Source organism: Pseudomonas sp. FW215-R2, assembly GCF_058789255.1.
Genome location: NZ_JBYTBO010000028.1, coordinates 24,309 through 37,814 on the forward strand (window position 1 = coordinate 24,309; position 13,506 = coordinate 37,814).

11 protein-coding genes are annotated in these 13,506 nt (G+C 61.7%); 6 read left to right on the top strand and 5 right to left on the bottom strand.

What is annotated here, in order from left to right:
• Nucleotides 1–643: 643 nt before the first annotated feature.
• The 3 genes from AC3WRD_RS27185 (at nucleotide 644) to AC3WRD_RS27195 (ending at nucleotide 1,600) form a co-directional block, all read left to right on the top strand.
• Nucleotides 644–1,024 carry a DUF6124 family protein gene (locus tag AC3WRD_RS27185; protein WP_102622410.1) on the top strand — a complete coding sequence of 127 codons (381 nt, stop codon included), beginning with the start codon at nucleotides 644–646 and terminating at the stop codon, nucleotides 1,022–1,024.
• 71 nt (nucleotides 1,025–1,095) lie between these two features.
• The gene (gene relB, locus AC3WRD_RS27190; RefSeq protein ID WP_102622384.1) at nucleotides 1,096–1,287 is read left to right on the top strand and encodes a type II toxin-antitoxin system RelB family antitoxin; all 192 of its coding nucleotides are present in this window, start codon (nucleotides 1,096–1,098) and stop codon (nucleotides 1,285–1,287) included.
• A gap of 94 nt (nucleotides 1,288–1,381) precedes the next feature.
• Entirely contained in the window at nucleotides 1,382–1,600 is a 219-nt protein-coding gene (locus AC3WRD_RS27195) for a hypothetical protein (RefSeq protein ID WP_102622385.1), read from the top strand.
• Here AC3WRD_RS27195 and relB (AC3WRD_RS27200) read toward each other — a convergent pair.
• From relB (AC3WRD_RS27200) to AC3WRD_RS27220, 5 genes are all read right to left on the bottom strand, one after another.
• Entirely contained in the window at nucleotides 1,593–1,784 is a 192-nt protein-coding gene (relB, locus tag AC3WRD_RS27200; RefSeq protein WP_102622411.1) for a type II toxin-antitoxin system RelB family antitoxin, read from the bottom strand. The two genes, AC3WRD_RS27195 and relB (AC3WRD_RS27200), sit on opposite strands and share 8 nt — an antisense overlap.
• Before the next feature lie 240 nt (nucleotides 1,785–2,024).
• Entirely contained in the window at nucleotides 2,025–3,476 is a 1,452-nt protein-coding gene (locus tag AC3WRD_RS27205) for a curlin (RefSeq protein ID WP_102622386.1), read from the bottom strand.
• A gap of 26 nt (nucleotides 3,477–3,502) precedes the next feature.
• The gene (locus tag AC3WRD_RS27210; RefSeq protein WP_102622387.1) at nucleotides 3,503–3,964 is read right to left on the bottom strand and encodes a curlin; all 462 of its coding nucleotides are present in this window, start codon (nucleotides 3,962–3,964) and stop codon (nucleotides 3,503–3,505) included.
• A gap of 103 nt (nucleotides 3,965–4,067) precedes the next feature.
• Nucleotides 4,068–6,302 carry an Ig-like domain-containing protein gene (locus AC3WRD_RS27215; RefSeq protein ID WP_096821331.1) on the bottom strand — a complete coding sequence of 745 codons (2,235 nt, stop codon included), beginning with the start codon at nucleotides 6,300–6,302 and terminating at the stop codon, nucleotides 4,068–4,070.
• Between the two features lie 35 nt (nucleotides 6,303–6,337).
• Nucleotides 6,338–7,681, bottom strand: a complete 1,344-nt coding sequence (locus tag AC3WRD_RS27220) for a hypothetical protein (RefSeq protein WP_102622388.1) — start codon at nucleotides 7,679–7,681, stop codon at nucleotides 6,338–6,340.
• Nucleotides 7,682–7,988: 307 nt separating this feature from the next.
• On the opposite strand from AC3WRD_RS27220, the gene AC3WRD_RS27225 reads away from it, so the two are divergent.
• From AC3WRD_RS27225 to AC3WRD_RS27235, 3 genes are all read left to right on the top strand, one after another.
• Nucleotides 7,989–9,437, top strand: coding sequence for a sensor histidine kinase (locus tag AC3WRD_RS27225; protein WP_096821333.1), 1,449 nt, complete (start codon nucleotides 7,989–7,991; stop codon nucleotides 9,435–9,437).
• 158 nt (nucleotides 9,438–9,595) lie between these two features.
• Nucleotides 9,596–12,403, top strand: coding sequence for a multicopper oxidase domain-containing protein (locus AC3WRD_RS27230; RefSeq protein ID WP_102622389.1), 2,808 nt, complete (start codon nucleotides 9,596–9,598; stop codon nucleotides 12,401–12,403).
• Nucleotides 12,404–12,420: 17 nt separating this feature from the next.
• Nucleotides 12,421–13,491 (top strand): SCO family protein, encoded by a 1,071-nt coding sequence (locus tag AC3WRD_RS27235; protein WP_102622390.1) that lies wholly within the window; start codon nucleotides 12,421–12,423, stop codon nucleotides 13,489–13,491.
• The last annotated feature ends 15 nt before the right edge of the window (nucleotides 13,492–13,506 follow it).

Consider the following 13,506-nt stretch of genomic DNA (forward strand, 5'->3'; position numbering starts at 1 on the left):
TTCGCTCCGGGATTCATCCGGGGGCATCGCCTCCGGTTTGCTTCGCTGCACCTCCTCTCGATGTGTTCGACTTCGTCGAACGGTCGCTGCGCTCCCACCCCCGGATAAATCCCTCCACTCAGCCTGCCGATGGGGCCGGCACGTCAAAAGCTTTACTCGAGCTAACGCTCATCGTGTTGAGTGGTGAGAGGCGAAAAGCAGAAAGCAGAAAGCAGAAAGCAGAAAGCAGAAAGCAGAAAGCGGACTGCTTTTGCTTTGATCGTTCCCGCGCTCCGCGTGGGAATGCAGCCCGGGACGCTCCGCGTCCCATTCTCGAATGTTTAAAAGTTGTGTCTGTTTTAACGATCCTTCCCACAAGGTTTTCAGGTTGTCCGTCGGACGCGCGGGCTCTAGCCTGTTTCGGTCGCTGCCAATTCAGCGATCGGGTCTGGAAACCCGGATGTGCGAGAAAGCGAAATCGCTTTTCATAACGTATGCTTGCGCACCTTCATTGTGTGCACGCTGTTATGGCGGCTGTGCGCGGGAGACATTTATGTCTGCCGGGTCGCGTTCTCCCCGGATTTCCAGCCCGCGTACTGCTGCCACCCATTCTTCCTGGAAGTCGATTGGGCCGGCTGCAACCATCAATGAGGACGAAATGACCATGAAGAAACCAACACCCAACCCACCCGAAAACCAGGCCAGTCTCGAAACCGACCCAACCTCCCCATACACCTCCATCAACTCGAAAAAACTCCACGAAGCCGCCGAACGCGCACTCGACCATTACCTCTGCCCCGGCGCCCACATCATGGGCAGCGTCAACGAACCCGCCCCTATGTACCTCGCCAACCCGGCCTACAACACCGAATCCCTGCTCGCCAACGCCTGCGAGTCCCTGGGCTCCGCCAGCGAAATGCTCAACAACTTCGCCGCCACCCTCGACCCCGCCCACCGCAAGACCGCGCTGGGAATCGCACAGATCCTCATGTTGAGTGAGCTGGCCGTAAATCAGGCCTTGGATCACGTCGAGCTGAAGGACTGATCCAGCACATTTCCAATAAAAAACGCGGCCCAGCAATGGGTCGCGTTTTTCACATTCAAACTGGAGTCACCATGGATCCCCTGATCTCCCCAATCGTTTCAGACTTTGAAAGCGAAGAGCAGGCCGCCAGTTACGACCGCTGGTTGATTGCCAAAGTACAGGCTTCAATCGATGACCCACGACCCAGCATTCCGAATGCGCAGGTGATGGCTGAAATGTCGGCCCTGATGGAGGACAAACGAAGAAAGCATGAGGCGGGGTGAGTGCTTTGCGTTGGCAATGTGAAAAGTAGAAAAGCGCAATGCCGATTTTGGCTACTCTACTGCTTCCTGACGACTAACTATTTTTGAGGAGCGCATGGACCTTTCACCACTACTGGAAATCGACAGCGCTACCTATGCAGAATTCTTGGGCCTGTGGGAAATGGGTTCCTTTGATAATCAGCGATTGGGACAAGCCTTCTACAACCATTTCCGCCTCCATCGGTTAACCGATCAGGCTTTGTTGCATGGGCTTTACGAGGCAGACGGCAAGAAGGCTCGAGCCGCTATAAGTCGCATATTTAATCTCAATTAGCATCAGCCCTTTTGCGCATTGATTCCATTAAGGCATGTATCTCGGCCATCACCTGGTCATGCGGGATGTTCGGACGCGGATCATCGAGAGAGGCCTGTACTTCGGCCCTAAACCAACGATCATAACTAGCAGACTGTTCCTCAGGATCAATATCCGAAACAACCGGGCACAGTGGGTCGATCATGGAACCTCCGGGTATCGCTGTCGTCGCTGTCTGGATGAATTGCATGTTGGCCAAGCTCCATGGGGATCAAGTTGTCGCGGCAAATCCTAGAGCCTGCACTTCCGACGGCCAACCGCCAGAATTCGTCAGAAAAGTCCCCGATTTTCTGAAAACGCTCCGTTTTCCGTAGGACGCAACTCAAGCTTCAGCGCAAAAAAAACCGCGACCCTCAACAGATCGCGGTTTTCCAACACTCAACCCTTACTGCTGCAAAACCGTCGCCTGGTTAGCCGACCCGAACTGCTGAATATTCGCCGTCTGTGTCATCCCGCTCTGATCCACATTGGCAATGTTCCCGGTCCCGCCCTGGGTCACGTACGCCACGTTCATGGTGTCAGCCTGTTTCACGGTGATCATGTTGTCGCTGCCATACAGCTGCGCGGTGTACGCCTGGTTGCCGGTGCCGGACTGGTCGAACTCGGTGCTGTTGCCCGTGCCGTTCGAGGTGCCTTGGGCCAGGTTGGTGGTGCCGCGTTGATCGGAGATCAGGATGTTGTCGCTGCCGTTCTGATCGAAGTACAGCTCGTTGTAGGAATCAGCCTGACTGACAGTCGTCTTGTTGCCGGTACCAGTCTGATTGGTGGTCATGATGTGGCCGACGCCGTCCTGGGTGAAGCTGGCGATGTTGCCGTTACCCGCCTGATTGACCGTCGCACGCTGGTTGCTGCCGAACTGGCCGCCGTGTTGCGGGCCTTTCCAGTTGCTGGCGTAGACCTTGTTGTCGTTGCCCACTGAGGTGGCGTTGAGCGTGTGACCATCGCCGCTCTGGTAGGTGTAGTGCACGTTGCCGTTGCCGGCTTGATAGAGCGACAGCGTCGAGTTGACCGACTCGAACTGGTCGGCGTAGATGGCGTTGGTGTTGCCGACCTGGGTGACGGCAGCGGTGTTGTTTTCGCCGAAGCTCTGGTCGACCACGGTTTCGTTGCTGTCGCCGTATTGGTTGACGGTGGCCTGGCTGGCCAGTTGCGAGTCTTGCCAGATTTCACTGCCGTTGAGGTTGCCGAACTGGTTGATGGTGATGTTGCCGCCGGTGCCGTTGCGTTGGTCGGCGTAGCCGTAGTTGTTTTCGCCGGCCTGGTTGATGCCGATCTGCCCGCCGTTGTGGGTGACCTGTTCGGCGGTGCCGTAGTTGGCGGTGCCGTATTGGGTGATCACCGAGCTGTTGCCGCTGCCTTCATAGAGTTGCTCGATGTTGGCTTCGTTGCTGTCACCGAACTGGAAGGTCTTGCCTTCGCTGCCGTTCTGCGAGTCCTGGTAGACGAACGAGAAGTTGCCGGTGCCTTGCTGCTGTTGCAGGGCGGTGTTGGGTGAGCCGAAGCCCAGCGACTGGCTGGCGTGGGTGGTGTTGAAGGCGCCGACCTGTTGTTGGGTGATGGTGCCATTGTCTTCGTAAAGTTGTTCGGCATAGGCGGCGTTGTAGTCGCCGACCGCGTCCTGGGTGATGACGCTGCTGGCGGTGTCTTGCACGGCGGCGGCGTCGTTGCCCTGGCCGAGTTGGGTCTGGGTGGCGCTGCTGAACGGGGCCTGGGTCTGCTTCACATTGGCGATGTTGGCAGTACCGACCTGGCTCTGGGTGGACAGGCTGTCGTCGGCCATGGCCTGGGCACTGATCATGACCAGGATGGCGGCGGTGAGGGGCGTCAGTTTGAACATGATGAACTCTCCGATGATTGCAGTGCTTAGCGATATTGCTTGACCGAAACGCTCATGCCGTTGCCCGACTGGGTCACGGCGCTTTGCAGCCCCGTGCCGGCCTGCTCGATGCTGGCGTCGTTGTTGTTGCCGTTTTGCGAAATCTGCGCGCGGTTGTGGCTGCCGTTTTGTGTGATCGATGCGGCGTTGCCGGAACCGTTTTGCGTGATCAACGCCATCAGGTCGCTGCCTTGCTGAAGGATGTACGCCTCTTGATTGCTGCCCGACTGCACGATCTTTCCAAGCAGCGACTGACCGTTCTGCGAGAGCAGCGCGAGGTTGGCCTGGCCGTTCTGGTCGATCAGGGCTTGCTGGCCCACCGGGGGCGGCAGTTCACCGAGGTCGGCGGAGGGCGCCAGGTCGTCGTTTTCCATCAGGTCGTCGGCGCGCACGCCCGCACCGCCGCACAGGGCGAGCAGGCAAAGCAGGGCGGCGGTCGGCGTGTTCATGGCGTTGTCCTGTGGTGTGTCGTGTTGCGCAATCCTGAAATCGTGGCTGAGACCGGCCCCACCCACTCCGCGCCAGGCGGTGTGGGGTGGGTGGGGCGTGGGCTCAGAGGGTGGTCACCGAGATGGTGCGTACGGTGCCCTGGGACGAACGGATGGTGGCGGTCGGGTTGGCCGATGGCACCACCGTCGTGTTGTTCAACGTCAGCCGCCAGCGTCCGGTGACCGGTACCGTCGTCGTGCCCAGGGTGACCAGTCCGGTCGGGGTGGTGACCTGCACGGTGATGGTGTTGCCGGTGGTCACCGATGAGGTGCCGGCGAAGTCCCAGTTGAAGCGGTTGCCGGAACGGGCCTGCACGGTCGAGGTGGTGATCGTGAAGGTTTCCGCCGCTGGCCGTGGCGACACTTGCACAGTGACCGTGGCCGGCGTCGACTGGGCGCCGAAGCTGTCCCGGGCGATGTAGGTGAAGGTCGTGGTGAAAGCGGTGGTCACGGTGGCCGGTGGGGTGTAGGTGATCACCGTGCCGTCAGTGCTGACGGTGCCGCGTCCTGCCGGCGGTTGGGTCAGGCTGGCGACGCCCAGCGGCGTGTTGCCTTCCGGATCGGTGTCGTTGGCCAGGACGTTGATCGGGATCGCCACGCCCAATGTGGCGACACTGTCGGCGACGGCGGTCGGTGGCCGGTTCGGCGCGACGCTGATGGTCACCGTGGCCGGGTTCACCGAGGCCAGGCCTTTGCTGTCCTGGGCCTTGTAGGTGAAGGTCGTGGTCAGCGGTGCGTTGACCACGGCTGGCGGGGTGTAAACCACCGAGGTGGTGCCGTTCAGGGCAACGGTGCCCTGGCCGGCCGCCGGTTGGGTCAGCGCGGTGATGGTCAGCGGTACGTTGCCGTCCGGGTCGTTGTCGTTGGTCAGCACGTTGAGGGTGATCGGTACGCCGAAGCTGGTGCTGCCGGTGTCGGCGACGGACAGCGGCGCCTGGTTTTCACCGGTGTCCGGCGCGTTGCCAACCACTACGACCGGCTCGGTGTCGCTGCCGCCGGCGGCGGATTTGACCGTGACGGTGGCCGGCGGCTGGGTCAGGTCGGCGACGGTGATTTTTTGCAGGGTGCCGGTTTTCGACAGGCGTCCGTAACCTTGGGCAACCATGTCCGGCACGGCGACTTCATCAGTCGACGTGGCTTCGATCAGCAGGCTGTGGTTGGCCCAGCTGTAGCGGGCGGTCTGGATTTTCACCACGTCGGTGAGCTTGGCCGATACCGAAGTCGGGCGCGTTGTCCCGGCCGGGTTGGTTGCAGTCACGACAATCACCGATGGCAGGGTCCCGTTGCCCAGACGCTGGCCGAAGAACAGACCGTTGTTGTCACCCAACAGACTGGTCTGGCACGGCGTTTTCGGTGGACCGGGCAGCAGCGCCAGGGTTTCGCGGAAACACAGGGTCGAGCTGCTGTCAGCCTTGGCGAACACTTCGGTACGCACACCGGCCGACGTCCGGCGATAGGTGGCGCGATCGAGGGCGACGTGGGTCTGTTGACGGTTGTCGAGGACCTTGCCGGCGACGGTGAACAGGGTGGTCTGAATCGAGCCGGCGCCCGAGGGACCGTCGATCCGCACGAAGTTGGTGTTGAACGGGCTGCCGGTCACCGCTTCGGTGAGGTTCGGGTCACCGACGAAGGTTTCGATGCTGCCGGTGTCCGGATTCACTTCGGTGTACGGGCCGTTGATGCTGCGCAGGAACGGTCCGATGGCGCCGTTGAGCGCACCGCTGAAGTTGCCCGGAGCGCCGATGCCGACGTCCTTGGTGATGTTGATCGCCCGCCGGCCTGGCGTGGTGACGGTGACCGTTTCCACACCGTACGGGTGGGTGATGGTGTAGGTGCCGGCAACAGGCACGTTCACCCGGATGCGGATTCGCGCGAAGCTTTGCTGATCACCGTCCACCGGGTTTCCCGAGGCGAACGCTGCTTCGATCCCGGCGACATAGGCGTCCATACCAAAACCGGCGCCATTGTTGGGGATATTGGTTTCCGCCAGGAACCAGAACGCTTCCGGCGGCCAGTTGTCGGGGAAGACCATCGGCAGCGTGTCGTCGAAAATCCCCGGTTCCGGCAGCAGGGTGCACATGTACGCCGGCGGGGTGGCGGCCGGCACTCGCGAGCTGGCGGCGCGGGACTGGCAGAGCTCCATCGACAGCAGGTTGTTGTCCTGGTACCACATCGGGAATTTCCCGGTGGCGAAGGTGTAGGGGCCGGGATCGACGGCGGCCAGTTGCGCGAACGCACTGCCGGTCAGCGAGATTGTCAGCCCGAGCGCGTTGAGCGCGAAGCGTGGCCACTTGTTCATGATGCCTCCTGATGCGGATCTGGGCATGTGAGCGTTCATTGCACGATGACCACTTCTTCGGTATCGCTGCCGCCGTTGGACGACGTCACCCGAACCTTGGCCGGTGGGATCGGGGTGATCCCGGTGGTCAGGGTTTTCACTGCGCCGTCACCGCCCAGCGCACCGATGGCGGCGCCGCTGCCGGAGGTGGCGGTGAGTACCGGCGGCGAGGTTTCGTCACTGGTCGAGGCCACCAGCGTCAGTTGCCCGGAGCTCAGGCTGTACTCGGCGCGCTGGATCACCACCAGGTCGGTCAGGGTCATGGGCAGGGTGGTCGGCGAGCTGGTCGCGATGGCCAGGTGGTTGTCGGCGGTCACTTGCAGCGTGGTCGGCAAGGTCGGGTTGACCTGCGATTGCGCGTACCAGCTGCCGGTGCTGTCGGCCTCTTTGAGGTTGAGCACCGGCGTGCTGCTGGTGACGGCGACGGTGGCCGGAGCAGGCGGGGCTTTGACGAATACGTCTTGTTGGGCGACCGGGGCGCTGTCGCCGGGTTTGCGCGAGTAGGTGCTGCGTTCGGTGATCAGCGGTGTTGGCCGAACCACCGTCGACAACTTGCCGGAGACGGCAAACACCGTGGTGCGCAGATCGATGCCGCCGGGGCCTTCAATGCGGATGAAGTTGGTGTTGAAAGGACTTCCGGTCACCGCTTCTTCAAGGTTCGGATCGCCGATGAATTGTTCGGCACCGCCCGCCGGATTGGTCTCGGTGTACGGCCCGTTGACGCTGCGCAGGAACGGCCCGACGTCACCCTTGAGCGCGCCGTCGTAGGTTTTCGGACTGCCGATGCCGATGTCGCGGGTCATGTTGATCGCGCGGCGACCGGGGGTATCGACGGTGAACACTTCGACGCCGTACGGGTGAGTGATCACGTAGGTTCCGGCGGTGGGTACATCGACCCGGATGCGGATGCGGGCGAAGCTGATCTGGTCGCCTTCCACCGGATCACCGCCGCTGAACGCCGCTTCGATGGCCGAGCCGTAGGACAGGTTGATGCCCCGGGCCGCATCGACCACGGTGCCGTCGGCGGTGAACCAGAACGCTTCGTCGGGAAAGTTGCTCGGGAAGACGATCGGCTGGGCGTCGTCGAACACACCGGGGGTCGGAATCAGCGAGCACATGTACGAAGGGGCGCCGGGCGTGCTTGGCACGCGTGAGCTGAGCGCTTTGGACAGGCACAGGTCCAGCGTACGACCGTGGGTGTCCTGATACCAACTGGCAAATCCGCCGGTCGCCGGGGCATAGGGTCCGGGATCGACGGCGAACAGAGCGGCCTGGGCAATGCCCTGGGCCAAGGCGCTCACGACCAGGACGGTCGCGGTTTTGGACAGTAAAGGGTGCATGAGTTAATCCCTCTATCGAAGTGCCTGCCCCTTGGGGGTGGGTCAGTTGCAGAGGGGCTTTACAACTTCCATACCAACGACCCCGTAACGGTCGGGAGAAGCCCGTGGCGCAAGGGTTGGCAAGTGAGGGTGGGGATTTTTTGCAGCGCGGGCATCGGGCGACAGTCCCCAGGATTGGGGATTGTGGGGCTCAGTCGGCAGAGCGGATTTGCAGATCGATGATCGTGGGGCCGTTCACCCCCCGCATCCGGGCAATCACCCAACGGTGGGCTATAACCCTATAGGGACGTATCGGGAAGTCGCCGCCATGAACATGCAGTCAAAATCGCTACCGGTCGAGGAGAGCAGCCTGCGGCTGGGCTCGCGCAAGCAGCCGTTCAATCTGCTGCGCTGGTTTTCATTGATCAGCATGGCGGTGATCGGCACGGTGGCCGTGGCGCTCGGGACGGTGTCTACGCGATTCGTGATCGAGGAAAGCGTACAGCGCGATGCCTTGCTGACCGCGCAGTTCATTCAGGCCATCGCGTCGGCGGAAGTGCGTCACGTCTCGATCCCCAATATCCGCACCATGGGCGAGTTGCTCGACCCACGCCAGGACAACGATTTTCCCGACGTAGACCCAGCGGCCCGGGCCAATGCCCGAGGCGAGTTTCTCGATCACATTGCCCACTTGCCGGACGTGATTCTCGCCAACATTTATGCGCCGGATCGTCTGGTGATCTGGTCGACCAACCCGGCGCTGACCGGTACGCGGATTCACGCCGATGAAGACCTCGACCGGGCGTTCAATGAAAAGATTCCGGTCTCGGCCAGTTACCACGACGTCGACAAGGGCCGTGAAGAGCAGAAGTTCGTGGTGCCGCCGGAATACATCTTCATCGAGAACTACATTCCTTTGTTCGACGCCGATGGCAAGAACGTCACGGCGATGGTCGAGATCTACAAGGAACCCAAAGACCTGATCGCCCGCATGGAGCGCGGTCTGACCCTGATCTGGCTGGCCACGGCGCTGGGCGGCGGGCTGATTTATCTGGGGCTGTACTGGATCGTGCGTCGGGCGGCGATCCTGTTGGCGGTCCAACAAAAGCAACTGATCGCCAACGAAACCTTTGTTGCGCTGGGCGAGATGTCCTCGGCGGTGGCGCACAGTTTGCGCAACCCGTTGGCGACCATCCGCTCCAGCGCCGAACTGGCCCTGGAATTCGACGCGGGGCCGGCACAGAAGAACATCAAGGACATCATTGGCCAGGTCGATCGCATGTCGAAGTGGGTGCGCGAACTGCTGCAGTCGCTGCGACCGCTCAACGACGAACCGGAACCGGTGAACCTGGTGGCGGCGCTGCATGAAAGCCTGGTCGCGTTCGAACAGCAGATCGCCAAAAACGCGGTAAACGTGGTGTTTCATCCGCAACAAACGCCGATGGTGCTGAGCCAACCGGTGCAACTCACGCAAATCCTCAACAGCCTGTTGGCTAACGCACTGGAGGCGATGGACAAGGGCGGCACGCTGACCATTACGCTTGAGCCAACGGACAGCCGAGGTGTCAGCGTCATGCTCAGTGACACCGGCAAAGGCATGAACGAGGAACAGCGCAGCATGGCGTTCCGGCCGTTTTTCACCACCAAGCAGGGTGGGCTCGGCGTAGGGCTGGTGCTGGTCAAACGGATCATGGAGCGCTTCGGCGGCGGCGTGACCCTGGACAGTCGCGAAGGCGAGGGCACCACCGTTCGTCTGGCGTTTCAGCTCATCCAGTAAATTGGGGTGAACTTCCCCCAGGAGCGGGTGTCAGGCCCCGGTCACCGGGGAGTGGGGAATCCAACAGCGTCTGTAACGGCTTGTTTCAACGGGGATTAATACTTTGGCGAGGTAATTGCAAAACACCATCACCCCTTCCTTAGATGAGGCGGCTGGTGATGGACAGAGCAACGCGTTACCCCAACAAGTTATTCCTGCTGACGCCGTTAAGCGTCTTTCTGGCATTGACCCTCGGCACCATGGCGGGGGTTCGAGCGAGCCCGATCGATGACGAGAACCAGCCGGAAGCCTCCGACCCGTCGGCGTACTACGACGAGCCGGCCGATGAGCCGGCGGCACTCAACGCCATCCTGACCATGCCCGAGGCCAACGAAGATTCCTTCGATCTGCCTGACGGGGTGAAAGGCACGCGCAACACCACGCGTTCGGAAAACATCCTGCCGCCCACCGTGCAGACCAGTTTCAATTACCCCACGAATGGCAAGCCGAGCCCGTTGTACGGCGCCCAGCCGTTCACTCAGCAAATCGTATTGTTCGAAGAATTCGGCCCGGAAAAACTCGACCCGACCACCCCGGCCGCGCCGTTGGGCTTTCCGCCCGCTGCCATCGGCCCGGCGCCGGCCCAGGACCCGAACAGCGTTGCCCGCAGTGCGCCACCCGGCATGGCGCTGGATGCGTTTTTGCGTCAACCGGGGCTGACACCGTTCCCGAGCCAGTTCTCCAACGTGGTCGACCGTAACCCGTGGCAGTCGCAGATCGAGTTGTTCCTCAACCGTCACATCGGCTCGTCCGCCGAAGGCCGGCCACCGGGAAAAGGCTGGGCTCACCAGCGCTGGAACGAGTTCTACCCACAAGTCGCCTACAAGACCGTGCAGACCGGCGCGCGCCTGAATGGCGGTCTGCGTGACAGTCGGCAGATGCACGGTTATGCCGTCGGCGAATTCGGCCCCGGTGGTCTGTACCACAACGTCGCCGGCGTGCCGGCGACTGACGGCACGGCCAAGGGCGTCGATGCACGTTTCCACCCGGCGATGCCAGTGCAGAACCACAATTCGGTGTGGACCTTCGACGGCACGCTGCCACCGAAACTGCTGATGGTGCGCTACGGCCAACCGGTGATGATGCGCCACTACAACGGCTTGCCGATCGATCCGTCAGCCAACCGCGGTTTCGGCCTGCACACCATCACCACCCACGAGCACAACGGCCACGCACCGGCGGAAAGCGACGGCTATGCCAATGCATTTTTCTTCCCCGGCCAGTATTACGACTATCGCTGGCCGATCCAGCTCGCCGGTTACGACAGCATCAACACCAAGGCTGAAGATCCACGTGCGGCGTTCCCGTGTGCACCGGGGGAAACCCTGTGGGTCAACGACCTTGCACCTGCGAAGAAGACCTGCGACCACGGCACTATCAAGATCCGTGGCGATTGGCGCGAAACCATGAGCACCCACTGGTTCCACGACCACATGCTCGATTTCACCGCGCAGAACGTCTACAAGGGCAACGCGGCGATGATGAACTACTACAGCGCCCTGGATCGCGGCAACGAATCGGTGAACGACGGGGTCAACCTGCGTTTCCCAAGCGGCAGCGCCTTGCCGTGGGGCAACCGCGACTACGACGTCAACCTGGTGTTCGCCGACAAGGCCTGGGATCAGGAAGGCCAGTTGTGGTTCAACCCGTTCAACACCGATGGCTTCATCGGCGATCAGGTGCTGGTCAACTGGCAGTGGAAACCGACCCTCGACGTGCGTGCCCGCAGTTATCGGTTCCGCATCCTCAACGGTTCGGTCTCGCGCTACTTCAAACTCGCGCTGGTACGGGAAATCAAAGGCACCAGCGGTGAATTCCAGGGGCCGAAGAACTCTGGCGTTTCCTACAGCCGGGTGCCGTTCCACATGATCGCCAACGACGGCAACATCATGGAGCACAGCGTGCCGTTCGACGGCTCGATGGATCTGGATGCCGATGGCGACAAACAGAACCACAACGCGATCCTGCCGACCCAGGGCATCGCCGAACGGTTCGACATCATCGTCAACTTCTCGAAAAACGGCATCAAACCGGGCGACAAGCTGTTCTTCGTCAACCTCCAGGCCCAGGACGACGGCAAAGGCCCGAAAGAGACGATCTCGCTGTCCGATGTGCTCTCCGAGAAGTACCTGGCGGTGATCAAGCAGACCAGCAAAGGCCCGCAATGGGACAGGGGGGATCCGGCAGTGGGCAAGGTCTTGCAGCTCAACGTCAAGCCTTTCACCGGGCAGGACCTGGCCATGGACCCGGCAGCCTACGAACCGGCCAAACCGGGCAAGGCTGAAGGCATGGTGATGATCCCGCTGAAGATCCACCGCGACAACGCCGCCGACAAGGCGCTGCTGGCCAACGCCCGTCACCGGACCTTCACCTTCGGCCGTAGCGACGGCACCGATGAAGCACCGTGGACAGTCAAGACCGATGGCGGCTTCGGCTTCCACATGGACCCACGCCGGTTGAACGCCTCGACCAGATTGGCCAGCGGCCCGACCGATGCCGGCACCGCAGGGTTCGGCACCCTGGAAGTGTGGAACATCAAGCTTGGCGGCAAGGGTTGGAGCCATCCGGTGCACGTGCACTTCGAGGAAGGGATCATCCTCAGCCGTGGCGGCAAGGCCCCGCCCGAGTGGGAAAAATGGGCGCGCAAGGACGTCTACCGCATCGGCTCGGAAGCCGACGGGCTGGACAGCGTGGAAATGGCGATCAACTTCCGCGAGTTTGCCGGGACCTACATGGAGCACTGTCACAACACCCAGCATGAGGACAATTCGATGCTGCTGCGTTGGGACCTTGAGAAGCCTGGCCAACTGCAATTGATGCCGACACCGTTGCCGAGCTGGGATGGCGTGCGCTACGTCAACTCCGCCGCGCTGCCAACCTTCCGCACTGGCGATGGCTTCGGCCCGCAAGTGACTGTGAAGAAATGAGAAGGGAGGGAGCCGACATGACCCAGCCAACGCCGCGCTCCCGCGCCCTCGGCATGCACTTGATCCTGGTGCTGGTCACCTGCCTGTTCGGCAGTCAGGTACTCATCGCCCATCAAGCGCTGCCCGAAGGCGCCAGCGAATCCGCCACCCCGTGGGGTGGCGACTATTTCCCCAACACCCTGCTGACCGATCAGGATGGCAAGCAGGTGCGCTTTTTCGATGACCTGATCAAAGACAAAGTGGTGGTGATCAACTTCATCTTCACTTCATGCAGCGACTCCTGCCCACTGGAAACCGCACGCCTGCGCCAGGTGCAGAAACTGCTGGGGGATCGGGTCGGCCAGGACATTTTTTTCTACTCGATCAGCATCGACCCGCTCAGCGACACGCCCGAAGTGCTCAAGGCCTATTCGCAACGGTTCAAGGTCGGCCCTGGCTGGAAATTCCTCACCGGCGAATTCGAAGACGTCACCGACCTGCGCAAGAAACTCGGGCTGTTCATTGAGGGCGTCGACAACGGCCGCACCAAGGATCACAACCTGAGCCTGATCGTCGGCAACCAGAGCACCGGGCGCTGGATGAAGGCCTCGCCGTTCGAGAACCCGTGGATCCTCGCCGATCAACTGGCCAACACCTTGCAGAACTGGAAGCAGCCAAGCATCGAGGAAAGCTACGCCAATGCGCCGGAGATTCGCCCGCCCAGCAACGGCGAAGAACTGTTCCGCACTCGCTGCGCTTCATGTCACAGCCTCGGCCCGCAGGACGGCGAAGGCATCGGCATGCGCAACATCGGCCCGGACCTGATCGGCGTGACCCGCCAACGCGATCCGGCCTGGCTCAACCGCTGGATCCGTGAGCCGGATCGAGTACTGGCGGAAAAGGACCCGATCGCACTGCAACTGTTCGAACAATACGAGCGGATTCCGATGCCCAACCTGCGCCTGGACGAGCTGTCGGCGCAGTCGATCATCGACTTTCTGCGCGATGAAACCGAGCGTCAGCACCCCACCACGCAGCCCTTGGCTGACGGGGCGTTGACGCCAATAAGCCCGGCCGCCAGCAGCGAAACGGTGAGTCGCATGCGCTAGCGGCTAAATAGCATC

Coding starts and splice junctions, on each gene's coding strand:
- AC3WRD_RS27185 (WP_102622410.1), top strand. CDS start 644: ATGAAGAAACCAACACCCAACCCACCCGAAAACCAGGCCAGTCTCGAA.
- relB (WP_102622384.1), top strand. CDS start 1,096: ATGGATCCCCTGATCTCCCCAATCGTTTCAGACTTTGAAAGCGAAGAG.
- AC3WRD_RS27195 (WP_102622385.1), top strand. CDS start 1,382: ATGGACCTTTCACCACTACTGGAAATCGACAGCGCTACCTATGCAGAA.
- relB (WP_102622411.1), bottom strand. CDS start 1,784: ATGATCGACCCACTGTGCCCGGTTGTTTCGGATATTGATCCTGAGGAA.
- AC3WRD_RS27205 (WP_102622386.1), bottom strand. CDS start 3,476: ATGTTCAAACTGACGCCCCTCACCGCCGCCATCCTGGTCATGATCAGT.
- AC3WRD_RS27210 (WP_102622387.1), bottom strand. CDS start 3,964: ATGAACACGCCGACCGCCGCCCTGCTTTGCCTGCTCGCCCTGTGCGGC.
- AC3WRD_RS27215 (WP_096821331.1), bottom strand. CDS start 6,302: ATGAACAAGTGGCCACGCTTCGCGCTCAACGCGCTCGGGCTGACAATC.
- AC3WRD_RS27220 (WP_102622388.1), bottom strand. CDS start 7,681: ATGCACCCTTTACTGTCCAAAACCGCGACCGTCCTGGTCGTGAGCGCC.
- AC3WRD_RS27225 (WP_096821333.1), top strand. CDS start 7,989: ATGAACATGCAGTCAAAATCGCTACCGGTCGAGGAGAGCAGCCTGCGG.
- AC3WRD_RS27230 (WP_102622389.1), top strand. CDS start 9,596: ATGGACAGAGCAACGCGTTACCCCAACAAGTTATTCCTGCTGACGCCG.
- AC3WRD_RS27235 (WP_102622390.1), top strand. CDS start 12,421: ATGACCCAGCCAACGCCGCGCTCCCGCGCCCTCGGCATGCACTTGATC.